The organism is Paenibacillus amylolyticus, from assembly GCF_047302515.1.
Classification (GTDB): domain Bacteria; phylum Bacillota; class Bacilli; order Paenibacillales; family Paenibacillaceae; genus Paenibacillus; species Paenibacillus amylolyticus_G.
Genome location: NZ_CP168019.1, coordinates 5,097,655 through 5,113,377 on the forward strand (window position 1 = coordinate 5,097,655; position 15,723 = coordinate 5,113,377).

The window sequence follows — 15,723 nt, forward strand, 5'->3', positions numbered from 1 at the left end:
ACAGTTGTAATCCTGCCACTTATATCATCCAGTGCTGCCAATCCTGCTCGATCTTCTGACGTTCGCCCAGCCACTCTCTGGTACGCGTAATTAGCTGTTCCCGCTCTTTACCTGAAGAGAAGGTGTGATCGCCCTGGAAGATGATCTCCTTGTCACAGCGGCCCTCTTGGCGCATCCAGAATACCTTTTGATACAGGAATGCGTAGTCTACAGGGATAATCTCATCTGACGTGCCATGCACGACGAGTACATCTCCGCTAAACTTAACTGCTTCCTGGAATGGCTGTTGTTCAGCAAGAGACTCGAAGAACGTCGGTGTGAATTTGTATCCGAGATAATCAGCCGCACCCAGTTTCACGCCTTCATCGTATACTTCCCGTCCCGTAATCTTCACGATATCATTGAATGGATAACCCACGGAGGACCACATAACCAGGTTTTTGACACGTTTGTCACGTACAGCAGTTAGTAATGCAACGGCACCACCCAGACTATGACCAATCAGCGTAACACGCGTAGGATCTACATCACTGCAATTCACCGCGTAATCCAGCACCGAACGGGTCTGCAGCACCATGGACTCCAGTCCCTCCGCTCCGTACTCCCCGCTGCTCTCTCCGCAACCGATATAATCGAAACGCAGGACCAGATAACCGTCTTCAGCCAGCTCCCGTGCAGTCTTTACAAATAAACGATCCACGCCGATCCGGCTACCAACGAAGCCGTGGCAGATGACCGCCAGAGGGACCCGTTGCTGACTCTTCTCCTCCTTGATATCTTTCACGACCGGATAATGAATCGTGGCTGTTAATTCTTCCTGTCCATGACGGATACTGATCTGACGTTCCATACCGATTTCCCCTTTCCACGCTTAGCCTTTAGAGTTCCATTTATTAAATATATATAATCCGATAAGTTTAGTGTGTATTAAGATGTTATTCATATATTATCATCCCGTAACCTTCAAGTCAACGTAAGTAAAAACCCTTTCTACGTCGACTACCAATCTACATTTTATCGGATAATAAGCGCAAAAAAATGAGCCACGCTGATGACAGCTGGCCCAGATATCATTTGGAATTCAAACCAAGTGTTGCAGGATCGTTATTCGTAGCTTCTACGGAACATCTCGTGAGTCTCCACCCGTCCATTCCACTCATGCTCATGACCCGAATCAGTATTGTCCCAGAAACTTCTTCCCTTCAAATTGCCATCTGTCAGTTCTTCTGCATACTCCGTATCCTCCAGATTCTCCTCAAAGGATACAACCTCGTCCACGACTCCACGGGAGTTGCTGTTCAGTAGCAGCTTCCGGGTCAATTCTGTTTGTTTATCCATAACAAGCACACTCCAATCTTGGATTTCTGTTGGAAATGCTACTATTGTGATGGAATCGGCTGCTCTTTATGCATACTTCACACAATCGTTAGATCTGGGAGGCGTGAGGGTATTTTTTCACATGAACAGGGGAAAATAAACGAACAAACATAGGCAGCATATGCCTCGGAATCCTTCTGCCGAAAGGAATGAATTCATGGAACATCTACTGGAATGGATTCAACATCACGGTAAACTGGTGCTGTTATGCACTTGTGTTATACTGGCCTGTGTATGGATATGGGTCCACCATGAGCAGCTTTTTTATAAGGAATGACTTTGCGAAACGAGAGCCCTTCCCGTATACTAAAATACCGTCAGGGTCTTCAGACAATTGGAAGATCAGAACGTGTGTAGACAGGGGGAGCAATCATTGGGGATTTCCTATAAAAAGCTTAAAGAAATACAGAATCGGCAAATAACTGAGATGAGTCGAATGACACCTGAACATGTGAAATTGTATGACGAGATCAGCACAATTGCGCGTCATGCGCCAGCGGACGAGAGAACACAGGAAGAGTGGATACTCTCCGCAGGAAAAGCGATCGTACAGGCTCAGCGGGATAACAAACCCGCTCGCGAGTTATACGGACCTGATCTGGAACAAGACATCCATGCACAGCTCGGGATTACAAATACAGCACCGGAGAAGACGGCTGCCGTTGAGGTGGGTAAATCCAGCCCAACCCGTGATAATAGTTCAACAGCTTCATCGAAAAAGAATGCCAACGCTGTAGAACCACAGCCAACCGAGAATCCAGAGCCTGTGAAACGGACACCAATGTGGTATGCCATGATCGCTTGGGCGGCTTTGTCTTTTGTCATGTTGATTCAAGGATGTGTGGGATTGTTCGTGGGTTGGACTGGTGGAGATACGGAACCGTTCCAACACATCAGTCTGTTCTCTCTGATCGTTGCGGCAGTTGGCGGTATTGCATTGGTGGAGATGCTTCGCCGTCTTGCTGAGCGACCGGACGATGAAGGAGCGGACAAGAACACCGTACCTAAGGTTAACCTTAAGGGAATCATCATTTACATCGTCATCGTGGTCCTTGTGCTCTTTGTAGGGTATCCACTGCGTGATAAACTTCCGGTATTTGCACTGGCTCCGTGGGTGAGTGCAGTGATCGGAGTTGTGGGACTTGCAACGGTAAGGCCTTTATTTGGACAAAAGAAAACAGCATAACACGTTATATAATCGATTAAGGGGCTTCACGAATTCGTGAGGTCTTTTTCCATTTGGAGCTGGTTCCGATGTTTGATTCCTTTGCCCGGTGTCTCTCCAAACTCCCGCTTGAATATCCGGATAAAATAGTTCACTTCCATCCCTACGGTCTCTGCCGCCTCTCGTACACTTGCTCGTGGATGCTTGTCCATCCAGTCCGAAGCCTTCTGCAAACGTAATCGTTGCATATATTGATGTCCTGTCACGCCATAATGCTGGTGAAATAGTCGGTTGAGATGTTGCACCGAATAACCCACTGCGTCAGCAACATGCTTCAATAACAGGTCATCCTGGTAGTGCGTATGCATCAATGCTACTGCTCGGACGAGTGCATCCTTGCTCGGATCGGACTCCCGATTAGAGTGTTTTACAGTGCCATCCTGTGCCCTAGATGATCCAATATCTCCTATGCCGACATCAGATGAAATTTTCAATTGTGCTATATCCAAAATGAGCTGGTAGATCAGGGTTGATGTGTTCCACATCTCCGTTGCTCCTTGATCCAGCGCGTGCCAGAGATTGGTCATGCGTGACCAGATGACTTCAAAACCGGAGATATGGCACGGTTCGTTCTGAAGCAAACCCGTGGATTGTAGTACCGATCCAGCCGATGTACCGCCAATACCGATATAACCCAGTTCCCCTTTGGATTTGGAATGAGGCACATACTCATGCGCAACCTCGGGTTCCACGATGAATAACTGCCCTGCTCCTATCGTCCATGTCCCTTTTCCCGTTATCTTGAACTGCCCTTCACCACCGCGTGACAAAAACAACTGATACACCGGAAATCCATCCGGTCTATGCAGAACTTTCTCTTCCTGCGTGCCCACACAATACAGGTACAGCGGCAACCGGGAATCCGGCAGGCCCGTCAAACGAAACGCAAGCATTCCATCATTCCTTTCGGCTCATAGGCTTTTAACTTATTCCTTCTATTATCCATTTGTTTGTCCCATTGCAGCAATGGTCTAAGGAACCTTTTTAGCGACAAGATTTTCAATTAGTAAGTGAGGCAGTTCGCTAGGATAATAAAAAACTCCCTTTTCAAATGAAAAGGGAGTTTGAGTAGTTAAACAGTAATTCATAGTTCGAAACACGTGAGCCACAAATTTATGGTGATGTTGTATTATTTGGATCTACCACTGGGGTATCAGAAGCTGGACTACCTGTTGCTGGCTGCTGAGCAGCTGCCAATTGCACTGAGGCAGGAGCGGATAAAGCGTTAATCGTCGCTTGCTGTTGATCCGCAACAGACAAGACATACACTTGATAAGACGTTCCAGCAACAATTGCATCGCCATCTGTATCTTTCGAAAGGGTCAGTGTCAGGTCTTCTTTAGATCCTGTTACTAAAATCTGGAAGCGATCAGTATTGTTTACACCGTTTGCTACAGGTAAAGTAAAGTTAGAAACGTTTTTCACGACAAAAACTTTATATTGAGATATTCCTTGTTCAGTTGCATTCGGAGTAAGATTAATTTTTATTGCAGGTCCTTGAGCTCCAGTTGCATCGGTTGCAGTAAGGCTTGCGGCCTTCACTTCGACCGGTTGTTGCTGTTTCGGATTCACCTTAATGATATTAGACGCTCCAGAAAGACTTGATTCACGTGTGTTGCTGTCGGACACGGATAAGACAAAGACCTGATAGGATTTGCTTGAGTCGATTGGAGCTCCATTAACATCAGTTGTAACCGCAAAAGGCTGGACGTCGGTACTTGACCCATTCTTAGATACACTCAAGTATTTATTTAATTTCAAAACTGCTTTAGCTGTACTTAAGTTAAACACATCAACCTGACTTGAAGGCACTATCATTATTGCATAATTGGAAATTCCAGTGTCATTCCGGGGCTTCGTGAAAGTAATCAAAATATCTGTTGCATCCCCTGTTGCTTGCGATGCCTCTTTCACAGTTGCCTTAACACTGCTCACTGCTTCCACTGTAGACGTAGTATTTAATTTGATTATGCCTGATGCTGAAGAAAGCGCATTTGACAGGGACCCGTTGTTATTTACAGCTAAAACGTATACACGATATTCTACACCGTTGATAATCTTGCTACCATCCGTCGCTATTGTCCCACTCGGCAATGTGAACGATCGGTTATTTCCCGTTTTACCCACTGACGTATAGTATGCACTGTTTAAAGCACTCGCCGTAGACAGGCTCAACGTACTATTCGCCTTCACTACGAACACTCGATATTCTCTTACATTCGTCTCATCTGCGGATTTATTGAAGGTTACCTGAATATCGCGACCATCTCCATTATCCCCAATGTCCGTTGCAGTCACATTACTCGGAGCCGTTATAGCTGCGTTCTGTGTCAACGTAATTTGGGAAGAGTAACCAGACAAAGCATTCTGACTGGAGTTTCCGTTGTTATTCACCGACAGCACGAATACCCGATAAGCAACGTTATTGGTAATGGTGTAACCATTGGTATCTACCGCATAGTTCGGAAGCGTAACGGACAAGTTACCACCCGTTTTGTTCACCTGTGTATAGTTGTTCGACGCATTAGCTGCGCTCAGCGTGAAGCTGCCCACATTAGCGGAACGAACTACATATACTCGGTAGGCAGAGATTCTGGACTCATCCGCAGCTTTGTTGAACGAAACCCGCAGATCGCGCCCATCAGCGTAGTCACTAATATCAGCAACAGCCAAGTTACTAATAACTCCCGCGTTACCGTTCGTTGTAAGTCTCAGCACAGTGGAGGAAGCTGACAGCGCATTGGTGTATCCATTTTGCTGATTGCCCACCGCCATCACAAAGATGCGATAATCTTGCAGATTCGTTACGTTATAACCACTTGTGTCCTTCATGGATGAAGGCAAAGTCGTTGTAATGTTGTTACCTGTTTTGTTCACCGTATAGTACAGACTGGAGGACAGATTACTCGCCGTTGTCAGATTAAAGCTGCTGGCAACCGAGTTACGCACCACAAAGACGCGATAATTCGCCACCTTGGACTCATCTGATGAACGGTTGAAACTCACCTGAATGTCACGACCATCTCCATAATCCGAGTTATCCTTCACCTGCGTAATTACTGGAGACGTTGCTGTGTTCACGGACAACGTAAGTGAAGATGATGCTGCGGACAGCTTGCTGTCTGTTGTTGTATTAGTGCTTACCGACAAGATGTAGACCACATACGCTGTGCCACTTTTAATCATTTCGCCAGACGTATCCCGTGTCGAAGAGGTTAGCTGGCTTTTCACTGCGGTACTGTTTCCTTTGTATATGATCGTGGAGTTTGCACTGGACACTTTGTTCGCTGCAGCCAGATTGAACGCAGAAGAGTCCTTCGCTTTAACAACAAAAGCACGATAATACGTAATGTTCGATGTCGTGCTCGGCTGCGTGAAGTTAATCTCCAGATCGCGGCCATCGCCATAGTCACTGATATCTGCGGCACGCAGACTTGTAACCGCCTGTACTGTGGATTTTACATTATTGAGCTTCAATGCTTGGGAAGACCAGTTCAATGCATTTTTATAATTATTGCTGCTGTTACCAACAGTCAGTACATACAGACGATACGTTTCATTACTATTGAGAAAATCCCCGTTTACGTCACGCGTCTGTGCATTAAGTGTCAGTTTCGGGTTGCTGCCATTTGGTGTAACAGATGTATAGTTTGCAGAAGGTACGGCAGTTGCTGAGGACTCCGTAAAGCTATTCACATCGCGAGTTTTTACCAGCATAATCCGGTAAGCAGATACCGCCTTCTCTGAAGTTGGACGTGTGAAGCTCACGGTCAAGTCACGACCATCTCCGTTACTTCCGGATACCGAACCATAGATGTTCCATGCAGCATATTGTGTCTCATCCACTGGAGGTGTTGCCGTTGTCTTGATATCTACACGCTGATTGCGTGAGTTCCAGAACACTTTTTCTCCAAAAGCTTCACTGACAAAACGAATTGGAACCATCGTGTTGCCCTTAATCGTGTTTGCAGGTACATCCAGCGATATCGCTTCCCCGTTGATGTATGCCGTTTTGGAACCAAGTTTCAAAGTAACTTCCTGATCATCGCGAGTTGCAACAATCGTTTTGGTTCTGTTCGTGTATTGTACCTTCGCATCCAATCCTTCAAAAATCGACCGAAGCGGAACGAGTACGCGTCCACCTTTCATGACAGGTGCCTGAGCAGATGATAACTCTGCATCATTGATGTATATGCTGATTCTCGCGGCTGCATCCATAACCGACGTTGGAAGTGCAGACATCAGCATGGCCGATACAGCCAGCGCTGACATTACCTTCTTCACTTGTTTTCCTCCCGCTTTCCTCATATCCCATATCCCCATTCTCGCATTTAGTTAACATCGAAATAGATTCGCTGTTCTTTTCATTAATTCCTGTATTTACCTATGCACAACTAAGACGTTCCGATCGGCTCAAAAGTTTCCAGTTGTACAAAAAATATTTTCTCAGAAAACTTCCTCTATCTTCCACCCTCCAAAAGTTAAAAATAACAGAAGAATTTGTCACCATTCCGCAACCACATCCTGCCTCAATTGGGTTAATGTATAGTGACTAGTGAACAAGACCTATCATTTTCTTAACTACGGGAGGTTCAGATCTATGACATCATCGTTCCAATCTGCCAAACGTACAGGCATGCGCACCTTCATTACAGCCACCGCCATCCTCATGCTGCTCCAAACGGCTGTCGCTCCATTATCCGTAGTCGCTGCTGCCACATCTTCCAGTACAGATACCAAAGTCACGACTGCCAGTTCAACAACGATATATAAAACATTTCAGTCCATGCTCTACAAAAAGAACGGCTTGCCTGCCGCGGATACTTATCTCGAATCTCATATCAAAAAAGTAACAAAGCATCACGCCACCCTGATGGTGCTTCAATTGGAGAATGCTCGCCTGAAGGCGCTAAGCGCCATGACAGACCGCCTGCTCGTTCCTAACGTTCAGGACAAGATGATCAAGGCTTACAAGTTGAATGATAGCTTTACCAAACTCATGGAGCGTACCCAGGACTCCGATCTGCTTGCACTATTAAAAGAAGCCCGTGACAGCGGCTACCGCCTCGTCATGCTCGAAGGCTCCCTCTATCCCATAATGAATTATGCCGCATTCGTGAAATATACCTCTGTAATTAAAGAGGACATCTCAAGCTACATCAGTATCATGACAAAGGAAACGAAAAACTTGCCTGAGGATGACGGTGCTCTGGTCATTGGCTATCAGGAAATTCTCCTTCGAGCACTGAGCCAGGAAAGATTCCTGGAGCTGCATCCAAAATCAAATCGGGCCAAGCAGGTGCAGAATCTGTTAAACAGTTATACCCTGTATACCTTTTATGGGCTGAACAATACACCGCTGTTTGATTATGACACGAATAAAATGGTAGCGAACGCCCAAAGAGGCTACAACGGCGTCTTGCAGCGTCTTGCATCCGTCGATAGTGAATTCCTCACCAGGCTGGATGCCTTTATGGACGTGGTTAAGGAATCGAAGTATGAGAAAACGACTGCTGTCGAGAAATGGCTGGAGCAGAATGTGCCGGTCAGCGACTACGCGAATTATTGAATTAATCTGCTCCCACGGTTAACACCCGGTTCAAATTCAGGCTAAATCCCAACAGATAACCACGACAAAAAACCGCCACAGGATTCGCTCCTGTGGCGGTTTCTTCTTGTTTCTATCGTCAGAACTGACTCAATCCGTCAGCTCCCTGCGCTATTGAATCGGTTTGACCATATGATTGTACTCATGTCCTGCGATGACAATCACATCGTCTTTGACATATCCCTGCCGTTCGTACAGCATTAGCGCACGGCCGTTGTCTCGTTCTACAATCAGGGATACCTGCGAGTGACCCAGATCTCTGCCCTGCTGCTCAAAAGCAGCCATCAGTGCCCGGCCGATGCCCTGCCCCTGATAAGCTTCACTTACCGAGAGAGTATCCAGATAATACTCCCCCGGACGGGTTTCTTTAACCAAAGCATACTTCTCTTCCTGGCTTCGTCCAGGTCGATCCAGAATCGGCTGGTCCAGACGATCTGCTTCTCCGCCATCATAGGCTACCAGAATCCCCGCAATCAACCCATCCCGCTCCATCACTGTCACATGACGATAGCTAATCCGGTTGTCTTCCTGTACATAGAACTCCTGCAAAATCTGCATCGCCTTCTCATGATCCGCCTCACCCGCTAGCGAGTAAGTTATATCTCCTATCGCCTGATACAGTAACGGAATGACCTGATCTGCATCTTCTATGCGCGCAGGTCTGATCAGAGGAGATGTTTCTTGGTGATCTGATGGCATCTTTGAATTATTCATCAGATTAACATGTTGAACAGATTTAGATTTTTGTTCAGTTCGGTATAGGCGATACCTTTGCGGTTCATGCGTTCAATGAGCGGGTGGTAATCTTCCTTGTACATCAGCTCGATGCCCACCAAGGCAGGGCCATTTTCCTTATCATGCTTTTTCGTATATTCAAACCGGGTGATATCATCATTTTTCCCTAGAACTTCCTCCAGGAATTCACGTAAAGCTCCTGCACGCTGCGGGAAATTAACCATGAAATAATACTTCAGACCTTCATATATGAGGGAACGTTCCTTGATCTCCTGCATCCGGTCGATATCGTTGTTACCGCCACTAATTACGCAGACCACCGTCTTGCCCACGATTTGCTCACGATACTGCTCCAGCGCCGCAACAGCCAAGGAACCGGCAGGCTCGACAACGATCGCATTTTCATTATATAGTTCCAGAATAGTTGTGCAGGCTTTGCCTTCCGGCACTTTCACAATGTCATCAAGTATACTATTGCAGATATCAAAGGTGAGATCACCAACCCGTTTCACCGCTGCGCCATCCACGAATTTATCTATGTCATCCAACGTCACAACCTGTTTGCGGAACATCGCCTCACTCATGGAAGCTGCCCCAAGTGGCTCAACTCCAATGATGCGTGTCTCTGGACTCACGGTCTTCATGTAGGTTCCCACGCCGGCTGCCAACCCTCCGCCACCAATCGTCACGAATACATAGTCGGCATTCTCATCGAGACTTTCCATGATTTCCATCGCTACCGTACCATTACCTGCAATAATCTTCGGTTGATCAAAAGGATGGATGAACGTCATGCCCTGTTCGTCACATGCACGCATTGCTTCTGCGTATGCATCATCATACGTATCCCCGATCAGCACCACTTCAACGTTGCTGCCGCCAAAACGTCTGACCTGCTTCACCTTCTGGTTCGGTGTTGTACTCGGCATGAAGATTTTGCCGTTAATTCCGAGCGCATTACAGCTAAAAGCGACACCCTGAGCATGGTTGCCCGCACTCGCACAGACAATACCCTTCTCCATCTCGGCTGGTGTCAGACTGCGAATCATATTATAGGCGCCTCGAATTTTGAACGAACGCACCACTTGAAGGTCTTCCCTTTTCAGATACACATTACAGTTATATTTGGCCGACAATACAGCATCCCGCTGTAACGGCGTTCTTACAATGACCTCACGCAGCACATGATGTGCGCGTACGATATCTTCCATGCCAACACTGGCACGACCGGGACTTGTGGTTCCCGTTGGTTCTTGTTCAACTGGTTTCATGTTGTCTCCACACTCCGCTTTTATGGTCTAGCAATGTCGCGCACTGCTTTTCTTTGTATTGTATCACTTTTGTTCTGTTCTTGCGCCTGAGCTCACATCATTTATCATTCGTACAATTTCATTAATAATGACCTGAGGGTCTGTATACATAACCATATGTCCCGATTGATCGGCCCCAATCCATCTCGCATTGGACAGCTGGCTCACCGTCTGACGATGCGCCGTAATGAGGGCAGGTCTTATTTTCCCCTCTCCCTTGCCCGGTTTCGTACCCGAGATCACGCTAACTTCCAGATCACCCAGAGCCGGAGGATGTTCCAGCAGCGCTGCCATGTCATCCAGAAATGTTTTGCCTTCTGCAAGCATCGTGCTGGCTGCCCGTACAGTGAAATCCTCCTTGAGGTGATCCGCTGCCACATCGTCAGGCTGAACACTTCCAGCTTTGCTGCCAAGCATCTTATATAAGCCAGTTCGCGCCATGATTGGAATAATGAAACCATTGATGGCAAAGCTCTTTTTAGTAAGCTTGGAAAAATACATTTCGCAATGCTCGTCTGATGGATCTACCAGGATAATGCCACGTAATCGAGATAGATGTGCAGCTGCCGCAGCCCGTACAATCGGACCGCCCCAGCTATGTCCAACTAGAATAAATGGGCCAGGGCCCAGAGCTGTCAGCAGTTCTCCAAGATCCCCTGCAATGCGTTCAAGGCTGCGGGGAGCCGAGTCGACATCACTTCGTCCCGCCCCTGCCCTGTCATACACGACAGCACGTGCATGCTCAGCAATGGCTGGTGCAACCAGTCCCCAGTTTGATCTGGAGGCGCCCATACCGGACTCAAATACAACCGTCAGCTCTCCTGTTCCCCTGGACATATAATGTAGTTTGCGACCATCACGGGTCCGAACAAACGCACTTGAACCAAATGTATGTGAGCTAGGGTTAGGATTCATATTCCCCTCCTGATTACGTGCATGATCATCTATCACCGAATCTAATTGAAAATGATTATCAATTACTTCATTATAGAATAATCCATGCTATACGACAACCATCTTGCTTCAGCAAGTTACAGCAGTCCTGTCACCTCTGTCACGTTGCTAGGATCACCCCACATCCCACCGTTCCGTTAACCCTCCTTTTTCCTTATGAAAAAGAAAACCCGATCCATGATCGGATCGGGTAACTGTCCAAGCCACTATGCGGCTGGCTATCACATACACCTTCTTATTGCTTCGTGCGCAGTTCCTGCACGTATCGCATAATCGTAATCGCTTAATCCAAGGATGGACGAATACTCGGTTTAAGAGCACAGCCCCTTATCCCCGAATACCATGATCCTTGTTGTTCAGCTGCTCCAGAAGCTCATTCATCGCTTCTTCCGTCATGGCCCCACCGCTAAACGCAACCAGTGCTCGCAGTGGCATATATTTCATCATCGCATCCATCATATCTGCATGATCCCCGGCATCATCACCGCCGAACCCACTGGCTTCCTGGAATTGTTGCAAAGCCTGGTCCAGTAGCTGTTTATGGGCCGGATCACGCTGGATATCACCCAATGTACTATTACGCGTATAGGTTGGAAGGAATGTCGCTGTAGACTCTACATTCACACGTGTGTGCACATGAATGTCCCGTGAGGAACTGCCTACTTGAATCTCGAACTCTCCGGTCTCCACATGCCAGTCCTTCATATCTACGTTGTAATAGGCGAATGAACGTTTGTTTAGTGTGAAGCTCACCACTTTGGACTCTCCAGGTTCAAGGGCCACCTTCGCAAATCCTTTCAATTCTCTTACCGGACGAATAACTGTGCTCTCTACATCGCTGACATACAACTGTACAATCTCCTTGCCCGCTCTGTCACCGGTATTGGTGACCCTTACTTGCACATTCACCTCATCCTGATCGGTCAATTCTGTGCGATCTACCTTCAGGTCAGCATATTCAAATGTCGTATAACTTAGTCCATAACCGAACGGAAACAGTGGCTCCAGCTCTTTTTTATCATAATAGCGGTAACCAACAAAGATGCCTTCCCGGTAATCAACTCGATCCCCTTCACCCGGGAAATTCAGATACGATGGATTATGGCTGAGCTTGGCAGGGAATGTCTCTGCCAGTTTACCGGACGGATTCACCTCTCCATACAACAGATCAGCTATCGCTCCACCAACAGCTTGTCCACCAAGGTAAGCTTCAAGCACGGCTTGTACTTGAGGCAGCCATGGCATCTCCACTGGAGATCCGTTGCTCAGCACCACGACGACACGTGATTGGACTTTTGCAATCTCTTCGATCAGACGAATATGATTGTCAGGCAGACGCAAATGGGCACGATCATACCCTTCGGATTCATAACGATCCGGCAATCCAACAAACACAACAGCGGTATCCGCTGACTGTGCTGCCTGAACAGCCTCATGCATTAATGTTTCATCCACATCATCTGCTTCAATCCGATAACCTGGGGCATACGAGAAGGTTACACTTTCGCCAGCCACCTGGGTCATCTCTTCCACAATATCATCCACTTTGGTCGGATTAATATGGGAACTGCCGCCGCCCTGGAAGCGAGGTTTACGCGCAAATGCCCCGATTATCGCCACATCGCCTTCACGCCCAAGCGGCAGGATACCTTCTTCATTTTTCAGCAAAACCATACTCTCGGCTGCCACCTTACGCGCAAGTTGGTGATGCTCATCCTTGTTATATGTAGCCCCATCTTGCTTTTGATCAACGGCATTAAAGATCAGCGTAAGCAGACGCTCCACCGCCCGATCCAGCTTGTCCAGCGGCAGTTGTCCGCTTTCTACGGCATCGATCACTTTACGCTCACCGATTCCACCACTTGTTGGCATCTCCAGTTCCAGTCCTGCTGCAAGGGCATCTGCACGTTCATTAACCGCACCCCAGTCTGATACCACAAGACCTTCGTGACCCCATTCGTCTTTCAGAATATCCGTAAGCAACCATTCATTCTCACCTGCATACGTACCGTTCACCTTATTATAAGAACACATCACCGTCCACGGCTGTCCATCCTTCACCGCACCTTCGAAGCTCGCCAGATAGATCTCATGCAGCGTCCGTTCATCCACTACCGCATCAATCGACATACGCCGTTCTTCCTGATTATTAACTGCAAAGTGTTTGAGAGACGTACCTACGCCCTGGCTCTGCACACCCTGAATATGACCGGTAGCCATCTGCGTAGATAACAACGGATCTTCGGAAAAGTATTCAAAATTACGTCCGCCCAGCGGGGAACGTTTAATATTTACACCCGGTCCAAGTAATACCGCTACATCCTCGGCCTGACATTCCTCTCCCAAAGCCACCCCGACCTGACGCGCCAGCTCCTTGTCCCATGAACTAGCCAGTCCTGCCGCAGACGGGAAACAGGTTGCAGGCACGCTCGACGTCAGACCTAGATGATCCGCACTCCCATCCTGCTTGCGCAGCCCATGGGGTCCGTCCGTCACCATGATGGATGGAATGCCAAGACGCTCCACCCCTTTCAGATGCCAAAAGTCCAGTCCCGAGCACATGCCCGCTTTTTCTTCCAGTGTCATCCGCTGTACCAGTTCCTTGATGTTACGTTCCACATTAACCCCTCCAGTTCATGATGTTGATACATAGCTATATCACTAAGCATACAAGGTTATCTACCACACATTCAAATGTTTACCCGGTTAGAAACGGTTACATAACACCAGTCAATCATTTCCTCTTCCTGACGATGACTAAATAAAAAGAAAAAACAGCCCGATCTTCTCGATCAGGCTGTCTCTATACGTTTCACAACCGTCTATCCACCCAATTTACGCCTGAGCCTTAAACCAAGCTGCCGCGGCTTCTGCCTCGGTACGAGTCAACTGATGACCCTGACGCTCCCAATGCGTGTTTACATCGGCACCTGCACCGCTCAGCAACGAAGCAAGTTCCTCCGTTTCACGTCTTGGTACAATCGGATCGTTCTCGCCCGCACCAATGAACACAGGCAGACCTTTCAGATCCGGCAGTTCGAGTCCGCGCAGCGGTACCATCGGGTGGTGCAGAATTGCACCTTTGAATACATCTGCTTGATGGAAGATCAAGCTTGCCGCAATGTTGGCACCGTTAGAGTATCCCAGTGCATACACGTTGGACCGATCAAAACCGTATTCCACCGCAGCTGCATCGACAAAAGATCCCAGCTCTGCCGTACGAGCAATCAGATCTTCTTCATCAAAAATGCCTTCGGCCAGGCGGCGGAAGAAACGGGGCATCCCGTTCTCCGATACATTACCCCGCACCCCAAGTATGCCAGCTCCTGGTGCGATCATCTCCGCCAGACTGATCAGATCATTCTCGGTTCCGCCTGTGCCATGAAGCAACAGGATTGTTGGCGCATCCGGCTGAGCACCTGCTTTATAGATATGTTTCATTGTATTGGTTGTGGTCATGATTTGGACTCTCCTTTCCATTCACGTACTTCAATTCGTGGCAACAATTGTTCAATCTGCTCACGCTGTGGTTCATACCATTCAGGCAACATCAGTTTCTCACCCATGCTCTCTGCTGGTTCATCCCGTGCAAATCCCGGAGGATCCGTAGCCAGTTCGAACAGTATACCACCCGGCTCCCGGAAATACACAGCGTTGAAGTATTGACGGTCAATGACTGGCGTTGGATGATACCCGGATTGTTCAAGATCCTGCTGAATTTGTTCATGCTCTACGTAATCTTTGGCACGCCATGCAATATGGTGAACCGTTCCGGCTCCACCAATCCCGCGTTGGATACCTGTGGACTGAATATCGATGATCTGACCAATATTGCCGCTTGCCTGAAGACGAAGGAGTCCGTTCTCTTCACCGACTTGCTCCAGACCCAGTTTGCTCACCAAGACGTCCATGGTTTTCTCAGGAACGTGACTGAACAATACGGCTCCGCCAAATCCTTTGATGGCATGCTCCGGTGTCACACCGTTGAAACTCCAGTTGCTTGGCTGACCACCTTCACGCTCAACTAGTTCAAGCAACAGACCGCCTTTGTCGAAGAAACGAATGTACTGCTCACCAAATCTGGTTTTATTTTCATATGGAATATCGAAGGAAGCAAGACGTTCTTTCCAGAAAGGCAGGCTTCCCACAGGAACCGCATATACGGTAACTCCAGTCTGACCTGAACCAATGACACCTCTTCTTGAATTCTGCTGTGGGAAAAAGGTGATGATTGTGCCCGGTGCACCCTGCTCATTTCCGTAATACAAGTGATACACGTCCGGTGCATCAAAGTTAATTGTTTTTTTCACCAGTCTGAGCGCCAACACACCTGCATAAAAATCAACGTTTTTCTGCGCATCGTCAACAAAAGCTGTAATATGATGAATTCCTGAAGTTCTGAACATAATCTCCACTCCCTTGGTTTTAGTTGTATCATAGGTTGTTTTTGCTTCTTTTATTTATTGCTTTTCGTTGTTTATCTTTAAATTAAGATTCTTTAAATTTATATTAAT

The 15,723-nt window shown here is 47.6% G+C and carries 12 protein-coding genes; 2 read left to right on the forward strand and 10 right to left on the reverse strand.

The window, feature by feature from the left end; translation table 11 throughout:
* Nucleotides 1–19: 19 nt before the first annotated feature.
* Together ACDJ59_RS22200 and ACDJ59_RS22205 are read right to left on the reverse strand one after the other, a co-directional pair.
* Nucleotides 20–850, reverse strand: coding sequence for an alpha/beta hydrolase (locus ACDJ59_RS22200; protein WP_036606057.1), 831 nt, complete (start codon nt 848–850; stop codon nt 20–22).
* Between the two features lie 254 nt (nt 851–1,104).
* Nucleotides 1,105–1,338, reverse strand: coding sequence for a hypothetical protein (locus ACDJ59_RS22205; RefSeq protein WP_036606058.1), 234 nt, complete (start codon nt 1,336–1,338; stop codon nt 1,105–1,107).
* Nucleotides 1,339–1,750: 412 nt separating this feature from the next.
* On the opposite strand from ACDJ59_RS22205, the gene ACDJ59_RS22210 reads away from it, so the two are divergent.
* On the forward strand, nt 1,751–2,563 hold the full coding sequence (locus ACDJ59_RS22210) for a DUF1129 family protein (RefSeq protein WP_413405848.1): 813 nt from the start codon (nt 1,751–1,753) through the stop codon (nt 2,561–2,563).
* Nucleotides 2,564–2,589: 26 nt separating this feature from the next.
* Here the strand turns inward: ACDJ59_RS22210 and ACDJ59_RS22215 are convergent, their stop codons facing one another.
* Both ACDJ59_RS22215 and ACDJ59_RS22220 read right to left on the reverse strand, forming a co-directional pair.
* A complete protein-coding gene (locus ACDJ59_RS22215) occupies nt 2,590–3,495 on the reverse strand; it encodes an AraC family transcriptional regulator (protein ID WP_413405850.1) in 906 nt (301 codons plus the stop codon).
* A gap of 220 nt (nt 3,496–3,715) precedes the next feature.
* Nucleotides 3,716–6,886, reverse strand: coding sequence for a stalk domain-containing protein (locus ACDJ59_RS22220; protein WP_413405853.1), 3,171 nt, complete (start codon nt 6,884–6,886; stop codon nt 3,716–3,718).
* Nucleotides 6,887–7,202: 316 nt separating this feature from the next.
* Between ACDJ59_RS22220 and ACDJ59_RS22225 the strand changes: the two genes are divergently transcribed.
* Nucleotides 7,203–8,171, forward strand: a complete 969-nt coding sequence (locus tag ACDJ59_RS22225) for a hypothetical protein (RefSeq protein WP_413405855.1) — start codon at nt 7,203–7,205, stop codon at nt 8,169–8,171.
* A gap of 150 nt (nt 8,172–8,321) precedes the next feature.
* On the opposite strand, the gene ACDJ59_RS22230 is transcribed toward ACDJ59_RS22225, so the two are convergent.
* The 6 genes from ACDJ59_RS22230 to ACDJ59_RS22255 form a co-directional block, all read right to left on the reverse strand.
* Nucleotides 8,322–8,909, reverse strand: coding sequence for a GNAT family N-acetyltransferase (locus ACDJ59_RS22230; protein WP_413405857.1), 588 nt, complete (start codon nt 8,907–8,909; stop codon nt 8,322–8,324).
* Between the two features lie 14 nt (nt 8,910–8,923).
* Nucleotides 8,924–10,216: a threonine ammonia-lyase IlvA gene (gene ilvA, locus ACDJ59_RS22235; protein WP_017690682.1), complete on the reverse strand. Its 1,293-nt coding sequence runs from the start codon at nt 10,214–10,216 to the stop codon at nt 8,924–8,926.
* A gap of 63 nt (nt 10,217–10,279) precedes the next feature.
* Complete coding sequence (locus ACDJ59_RS22240) at nt 10,280–11,170, reverse strand: alpha/beta fold hydrolase (RefSeq protein ID WP_413405859.1); 891 nt, start codon at nt 11,168–11,170, stop codon at nt 10,280–10,282.
* A 366-nt stretch (nt 11,171–11,536) separates the two neighbouring features.
* Nucleotides 11,537–13,828 carry a beta-glucosidase gene (locus ACDJ59_RS22245; RefSeq protein WP_413405861.1) on the reverse strand — a complete coding sequence of 764 codons (2,292 nt, stop codon included), beginning with the start codon at nt 13,826–13,828 and terminating at the stop codon, nt 11,537–11,539.
* A 216-nt stretch (nt 13,829–14,044) separates the two neighbouring features.
* Entirely contained in the window at nt 14,045–14,650 is a 606-nt protein-coding gene (locus tag ACDJ59_RS22250) for an alpha/beta hydrolase (protein ID WP_413409887.1), read from the reverse strand.
* 14 nt (nt 14,651–14,664) lie between these two features.
* Nucleotides 14,665–15,615, reverse strand: a complete 951-nt coding sequence (locus ACDJ59_RS22255) for a ring-cleaving dioxygenase (RefSeq protein ID WP_413405863.1) — start codon at nt 15,613–15,615, stop codon at nt 14,665–14,667.
* Between the last annotated feature and the right edge of the window lie 108 nt (nt 15,616–15,723).

What these genes read in the sequence shown, in the direction of transcription:
- ACDJ59_RS22215 (WP_413405850.1), bottom strand. Translation starts at nt 3,495, where the DNA reads ATGCTTGCGTTTCGTTTGACGGGCCTGCCGGATTCCCGGTTGCCGCTG.
- ACDJ59_RS22225 (WP_413405855.1), top strand. Translation starts at nt 7,203, where the DNA reads ATGACATCATCGTTCCAATCTGCCAAACGTACAGGCATGCGCACCTTC.
- ilvA (WP_017690682.1), bottom strand. Translation starts at nt 10,216, where the DNA reads ATGAAACCAGTTGAACAAGAACCAACGGGAACCACAAGTCCCGGTCGT.
- ACDJ59_RS22240 (WP_413405859.1), bottom strand. Translation starts at nt 11,170, where the DNA reads ATGAATCCTAACCCTAGCTCACATACATTTGGTTCAAGTGCGTTTGTT.
- ACDJ59_RS22255 (WP_413405863.1), bottom strand. Translation starts at nt 15,615, where the DNA reads ATGTTCAGAACTTCAGGAATTCATCATATTACAGCTTTTGTTGACGAT.
- ACDJ59_RS22205 (WP_036606058.1), bottom strand. Translation starts at nt 1,338, where the DNA reads ATGGATAAACAAACAGAATTGACCCGGAAGCTGCTACTGAACAGCAAC.
- ACDJ59_RS22200 (WP_036606057.1), bottom strand. Translation starts at nt 850, where the DNA reads ATGGAACGTCAGATCAGTATCCGTCATGGACAGGAAGAATTAACAGCC.
- ACDJ59_RS22230 (WP_413405857.1), bottom strand. Translation starts at nt 8,909, where the DNA reads ATGCCATCAGATCACCAAGAAACATCTCCTCTGATCAGACCTGCGCGC.
- ACDJ59_RS22250 (WP_413409887.1), bottom strand. Translation starts at nt 14,650, where the DNA reads ATGAAACATATCTATAAAGCAGGTGCTCAGCCGGATGCGCCAACAATC.